The organism is Amycolatopsis halotolerans, assembly GCF_042647905.1.
In the GTDB taxonomy this organism is placed as follows: Bacteria; Actinomycetota; Actinomycetes; order Mycobacteriales; family Pseudonocardiaceae; genus Amycolatopsis; species Amycolatopsis halotolerans.
In genome coordinates this window covers 1-5,975 of sequence record NZ_JBHRWI010000010.1, presented here as the reverse complement: position 1 = coordinate 5,975, position 5,975 = coordinate 1, and the positions used below count along the sequence as shown (strand labels likewise).

Sequence of the window (5,975 nt, the reverse complement as noted above, 5' to 3'; positions counted from 1 at the left end):
CGGCATCAGGCTGTCGCGGGTGACGGTCGGCAAGTACCTGCGCGGCTGGGGGCTCTCGTCGCAGAAGCCGGTCCGCCGGGCCTACGAGCAGGACCCCGAAGCGGTGGCGTGCTGGCTGGAGCAGACCTATCCGGCCATCGCCGCCCGGGCCCGCCGCGAGGGCGGGACGGTGCTGTGGCTGGACCAGACCGGGCTGCGGTCGGACAACGCGGTCGGCGCGAGCTGGGCGCCGGTCGGGCGGACCCCGGTGATCGGCAAGCCCGGCGTCCGGTTCGGGGCCAACGCGATGGCCGCGATCAGCAACAAGGGCGAGTTGTACTTCACCGTCTACCACGGCAGCCTGACGACCGAGATCATGATCAGGTTCGTCGACCGGCTCACCCGGCACCTGGACCGCAAGATCCACCTCGTCGCCGACCGGCACCCCGTGCACCGGTCCAGGGCCGTGCGCGACTGGACGGCAGAGCGGGCCGACCGGATCGAACTGCACTTCCTGCCCGGCTACAGCCCCGAGCTCAACCCCGTGGAACTGCTCAACGGCGACACCAAACGCCATGTCGCACACACCAATCCCGGCGACAAACACGAACTCGCCACCGAGGCCCGCACCCACCTGCGCCGCCGCCAGAACCAGCCCGACCGGGTCAAAGCCTTCTTCGGCAAAGAAGAAGTCCGCTACGCCGCCGAATAACACGACAAGTTTGCCTTACGGACCAATAAGCCGCGTGACCTCGGCTCGCTGACCGTCCACAGAGGACGCTAATGGCGCCGAAATACCCGATTCGCCGCCATGTGACTGTGTCTTGAAGTCCGTGAGGGGAACCCTGAGGGAATCAGAGTCCCTCAGGGTTCCCCTCACGGACGCCTGGCCCCGCCCAGGTCCTCCGACCTGGGCAAACCGCATTCGCAGCGCCGCCTTAAGTCCCTGGCATTGGAATCTGATTCCCCCAAGGGGTCCCCTCACGGACCACTACCGGCTTCCGCTCCCGGGCCCACGGCGACCTGCGCTCAACCGGGCCGAACCAGCCGAGCCGCGGAACAGCGCCAGCGGGGCGTCCACGGCACCGCCTTAAGTTCCCGGCATGGGGAATCAGGGTCCCCCTCGCGGACATGAAGCCGGGCGCAGCGGTCCCCGCGACTCAGCTTTTCCGGTGCCCCGCCGCGACTGTCGCCTTGGCCGGTGCTCCGGCCTGGATCCGGTCGGCGATTTCGTCGATCTGCGCCAGCAGGCTTTCCGTCGCCTCTTCGCCCAGCGCCGCGCGCATGTAGAGGCCTTCGCCGACCAGCATCACCAGCTCCGCCGTCAGCGGGTCTTCGATGTGCTCCAGCATCAGCGCGCGGGTGCGCTCGGTGCAGCGCCGCGACACCTCCGCCGCGATCGGGTCGTTGAGCACCAGCCGGATCGCGGCCATTGTCGTGCGGTGCAGCGCGAGGTCGCTCGTGACGTCGGTGATCGCCGAGCGCAGGTAGTAGCGGACCACGCCCTCCGGCGCGCTCCGCGCGCGTTCGAGATCGTCGTCGGTCAGCCGCTCCAGGCGTTCGAGCAGGCCGTCGCGCAGGGCGTCCTTCGAGCCGAAGTGGTAGAGCAGGCCGCCCTTGGACACCCCGGCGTGCGCCGCGACGGCGTCGAGCGTGATCTCGGCCGGGCCGCGGTCGGCGAGGATGACCTCGTACGAACCGAGGATGCGTTCACGTGCTGAAGGTTTAGCCATCGCCTTGACTATACCGTCCAGACGGTTTACCTTCTACCTCAGGAACGAAACTGTACCGTCTGGACGGTATAAGAAAGGAAGAGTGCGCCATGGTGAGGCGCGGAGGCCAGTGGTGGGCTTTGGCAGTTCTGGTGCTGCCGGTCCTCTTGATCAGCGTGGATACGACAGTCCTGGGCTTCGCCCTGCCCTATCTCAGCGAGGACCTCGCGCCCACGGGTGCGGAACAGCTGTGGATCGTCGACGTCTACTCGTTCGTCCTGGCCGGCTTGCTGGTCTTCATGGGCACGCTGGGCGACCGGATCGGCAGGCGGCGGCTGCTGCTCATCGGCGGTGCGGCGTTCGGCGCGGCCTCGGTGCTGGCGGCGTTCGCCACGTCGCCGCTGATGCTGATCGTCGCGCGGGCGCTGCTGGGCGTCGGCGGCGCGACGCTGATGCCGTCCACGCTGTCGCTGATTCGCAGCATCTTCACCGAGGACCGCACGCGGCGCACCGCGGTCGCGATCTGGAGCGCGGCGTTCTCCGGCGGCATGGCGGTCGGCCCGGTCGTCGGCGGCTGGCTGCTCGAGCACTTCTGGTGGGGTTCGGTCTTCCTGATCAACGTCCCGGTGATGGTGCTGCTGCTCGTCGCGGGCCCGCTGCTGCTGCCGGAGTTCCGCGACCCGAACCCGGGCCGCTTCGACCCGTGGTCGGCGCTGCTGTCGCTGGGCACGATGCTGCCGGTCGTCTACGGCGTGAAGATCGCCGCGACGGAGGGCATCACCTGGCCGGCCGGTTTCGCGATGGTGGCCGGGCTCGTGCTGGGCACCGCGTTCGTGCGCCGGCAGCGGCGGCTTGAGCAGCCGATGCTGGACCTCGGCCTGTTCGCCAACCGCACGTTCGCCGGTTCGGTGATCACGAACCTGCTGGGCGTGTTCGCCCTGGTCGGGTTGCTGTTCCTGCTGCCGCAGTACCTGCAGCTGGTGCTCGGCCTGACCCCGCTGGTCGCGGCCTTGTGGATGCTTCCCGCGACGGTCGCCGGTGTCGTCGGCGCCCTGGCAGCCGCGTGGCTCGCCCGCCGAGTCCGGGTGCCGGTCCTGGTCAGCCTGGGCCTGCTGCTCGGCGCGGCTGGCTTCCTGGTCCTGACGACCATCGGAGCCGACGCCGGATTGGCCGCGGTCGTGGTGGCGTTCGTCCTGGTCGGCGGCGGGGTGGCGCTGTCGGAAACCCTCACGAACGACCTCGTGATCTCCGCCGCCCCGGTCAACCGCGCCGGTGCCGCGTCGGCGATCTCGGAAACGGGCTACGAACTGGGCGGCGCACTGGGCACGGCCCTGCTGGGCAGCCTCGCCACGGCGGTCTACCAGTCGGGCCTGCCCGCCACCACGCCCGCCGCGGCCCACGACACCCTTGGCGGCGCGGTAGCCACCGCGCATTCTCTGCCCGCTGCCGAAGGTGGGGAGTTGCTGAGCACCGCCCGCGAGTCCTTCGTGACGGCGTTGCACACGAGTGCGTGGGTGGGCGCCGCGATCCTCGTGTACACGGCGGTGCAGGCGTACTTCTTGTTGGGACGCCGTCGGAATGGCCCGCAGGCACCTCAACCGGAGGAGGCCGCGATGTCGGCGTGATCCCGGCCCGTCGGGCAGGTGAGCAAGAGCTGCCTGCCTGACGGGCCGCGCAGTTTCTGTTGGCGGGCGTGGAAAACGCTTCCGGGCGGGCGGCAATCCGTCGATGCTTGACGAGTGCGGGTGCCGTCCTGCATCGAGATGCGGGAGCGGGCGCTGAGGCGAGCGGAAACCTTTGGCGCTGCTCGGATCCCGCTTGTGCAGCTCAGTGAAGCGCTTGCCGCTCGAAGGTTTTCGGGCACAGTCGCCAGGTGCTCCGCCGGATCAGTAGTTGCTTTCCGGCCACACGGAATGACTCCGCTCGACGGCGAGCGCTCCCGGTTCAGCGGCGGTCGCTGGTCCGGGCGCGGATCTCGCCCGGACTAAGACCTGGTCTCAAAACTTAAGGGTGTGCCACTGCGTAGCCTGCCGGTCCTGGTCGTCGATCGTGGGCAGTCGTGGCGAAGACGACGCAGCAGTGACGGGTCGAAGACCGGCTCTGGGAGCTGATCGAACCCCTGATCCCGTCCCGACCAGCGGCGCGCGGTCTGGGTGGGCAGCCCCGGATCGATGACCGTGCCGCGCTAGAGGGGATCTTGTTCGTGCTCGACACCGGCTGCCGCTGGCGAGACCTACCCGAGCAGCTCGGATGCGGTTCCGGGCACACCGCGTGGCGGCGGTTACGTGAGTGGCAGGACGCCGGCGTGTGGGACCGGCTGCACCAGCTCGTGCTCGACGAGCTGTCCAACATCGACGAGCTCGACTGGACCAGAGGCTGCATCGACGCGGTGTCGGTGCGGTCGAAAAAAAAGGGGGGCGAGCTGACCGGCCGCAGCCCCACTGACCGGGGTAAAGCTGGCTCCAAGTACCACGTTCTGTGCGACGCGAACGGGCTACCGCTGCACATCATGTTGTCGGCGGCAAACACCCACGACAGCATGCTGTTCGAGCCGCTGCTGGACACGAACCCGACCGTGCGCGGCCACCACGGCCGGGCGGGCCGGCCACGATGCCGACCGGACAAGCTGCACGCCGACAAGGGCTACGACTACCGCCGCTGCCTGACCCGCCGCGGTATCAAGGTCCGTATCGCCCGGCGCGGGATTGAGGGCAAGTCCCGCCTCGGCCGGGTCCGCTGGGTTGTCGAACGCACCATCTCCTGGCTGCTGCGGTTCAAACGCCTCGGGCTGCGCTACGACCGGACCGAACGCACCACGCTGGCGCTACTCACGCTGGCCCGCACCGTGATCAACGTCCGCCGGCTCATCAAGATCGAGCTCTGCGACCAGGTCTAACGCATCCATTCACTCGTTTGGGATACATCGGTAGCTCTGTGTCGTTGGGTGGGGTGACTGGGTGAGTTTCCGAGCGCGGAGCAGGTCCTCGGGTCGGCACGGGGCCCCCGTCACCACGAGGGAGATCGATCTCCTGGAGGAGGCTGCAGCCCGCGTTGCTGACGGCATCATCGACGGGGATGAACGAGCACTCTCGTCGGGAAGTGATCAGCCATCGGTGGGGCCGCCTCTTCAGAGGCGTTCGATGCGGTCGGCCTGTGGGCCCCGGTCGCTCTGACGCACCGCGTACCGGACCCGGTCGCCCTTCCGCAGCGGCTCCGACCCCATGATCGCGGACGCGTGGGCGAAGAGATCGTCGCCGCCTGCGTCCGGGGTGATGAAGCCGAAGCCGCGGTCGTCGTCGTAGCGCGCGACGACGCCCTCGCCGCCTCGTACGGGCGCGTCCCGCGCCGCCGGCCGTGCGGCCGCGGCAGGTGCCGACCGCTGCGGCGCCGTCTGGGGCTCAGCACCCCGGACCAGCTGCACGTCGCGGGCCTGCGGGCCCTTGTCTCCACTAGCCACCTCGTAGGCGACGCGGTCGCCCTCCGCGAGCCACGTCAGCCCCTCGGCCAGGGCCCGGGCGTGAACGAAGACGTCCCCGGCGCCGGAGTCGGGGTTGATGAAGCCGAAGCCCTTGTCCTCGTCGTACCAGGCCACCGTGCCGTCGGCACCGTCCGCGATACCAGCCGCAGCGGGTGAGCCGGCCCCTGCTCCCAGCGGGATCACGTGCCCGGCCTGCGGGCCGCGCTCGCCTTCGACGATCAGGAAGGCCACCCGCTGCCCCTCGGTGACCACGCCGCCGGTCACGATGGCGGAGCTGTGCACGAAGATGTCGGCGCCGCCGCCGTCCGGCGACGCGAAGCCGTACCCCTTGCCCGGCTCGTACCAGTTGACGGTGCCGAGCAGGCCCACGGCGCTGCCGGTGGCCGCATCGGCGGTGACGCGAACGCGCAGCGCCTGGGGCCCGCGGTCGTTCTCGCCGACCTCGAACACGACGGCCTGACCCTCGCGGAGCACTTTCGCGCTGCCGTCCCCGACGATCTCGGAGGCGTGCACGAACACGTCCGGCGAGCCGTCCTCGGGCGCGAGGAAGCCGAAACCCCGTTCGGCGTCGAACCAACGGACGGTCCCTTGCGGCATCAAAGTCTCCAGGTCGAGAGGGCGGGCACTGGCCCCCAGTCTCTCTGACAGACCTCCGGTCCGTCGGGCCGGGCCTACCGGCGGGCGGTGCGGAGCCAGGGGCGGGCCGTTGGTTCACCTAGCGACACGCCGAGTTTTGAGACCAGGTCTAAGCTTGAGTTTTAACCTTTGGTGTCCGTTTTCTTGGTGTTGCCGGGGTTGTGTGAGGG

The 5,975-nt window shown here is 69.4% G+C and carries 4 protein-coding genes and 1 pseudogene; 3 read left to right on the top strand and 2 right to left on the bottom strand.

Going from position 1 to position 5,975, the window contains the following annotated elements; all coding sequences use genetic code 11:
- Positions 1-691 (top strand): IS630 family transposase (locus ACFORO_RS07550; RefSeq protein WP_377896505.1); only part of this gene is annotated, 691 nt, incomplete at its 5' end.
- A 448-nt stretch (positions 692-1,139) separates the two neighbouring features.
- Here the strand turns inward: ACFORO_RS07550 and ACFORO_RS07545 are convergent.
- Positions 1,140-1,712 carry a TetR/AcrR family transcriptional regulator gene (locus tag ACFORO_RS07545; RefSeq protein ID WP_377876531.1) on the bottom strand — a complete coding sequence of 191 codons (573 nt, stop codon included), beginning with the start codon at positions 1,710-1,712 and terminating at the stop codon, positions 1,140-1,142.
- An 89-nt stretch (positions 1,713-1,801) separates the two neighbouring features.
- Here ACFORO_RS07545 and ACFORO_RS07540 point away from each other — a divergent pair, with 89 nt between their 5' ends.
- Positions 1,802-3,316 carry an MFS transporter gene (locus ACFORO_RS07540; protein ID WP_377876533.1) on the top strand — a complete coding sequence of 505 codons (1,515 nt, stop codon included), beginning with the start codon at positions 1,802-1,804 and terminating at the stop codon, positions 3,314-3,316.
- A gap of 461 nt (positions 3,317-3,777) precedes the next feature.
- Positions 3,778-4,587, top strand: a pseudogene (locus tag ACFORO_RS07535) (IS5 family transposase); the annotation flags it as partial.
- Positions 4,588-4,818: 231 nt separating this feature from the next.
- Here the strand turns inward: ACFORO_RS07535 and ACFORO_RS07530 are convergent.
- Positions 4,819-5,766 (bottom strand): cold-shock protein, encoded by a 948-nt coding sequence (locus tag ACFORO_RS07530; RefSeq protein WP_446681621.1) that lies wholly within the window; start codon positions 5,764-5,766, stop codon positions 4,819-4,821.
- Positions 5,767-5,975 lie beyond the last annotated feature (209 nt).

What these genes read in the sequence shown, in the direction of transcription:
- ACFORO_RS07545 (WP_377876531.1), bottom strand. Translation starts at nt 1,712, where the DNA reads ATGGCTAAACCTTCAGCACGTGAACGCATCCTCGGTTCGTACGAGGTC.
- ACFORO_RS07540 (WP_377876533.1), top strand. Translation starts at nt 1,802, where the DNA reads ATGGTGAGGCGCGGAGGCCAGTGGTGGGCTTTGGCAGTTCTGGTGCTG.
- ACFORO_RS07530 (WP_446681621.1), bottom strand. Translation starts at nt 5,766, where the DNA reads ATGCCGCAAGGGACCGTCCGTTGGTTCGACGCCGAACGGGGTTTCGGC.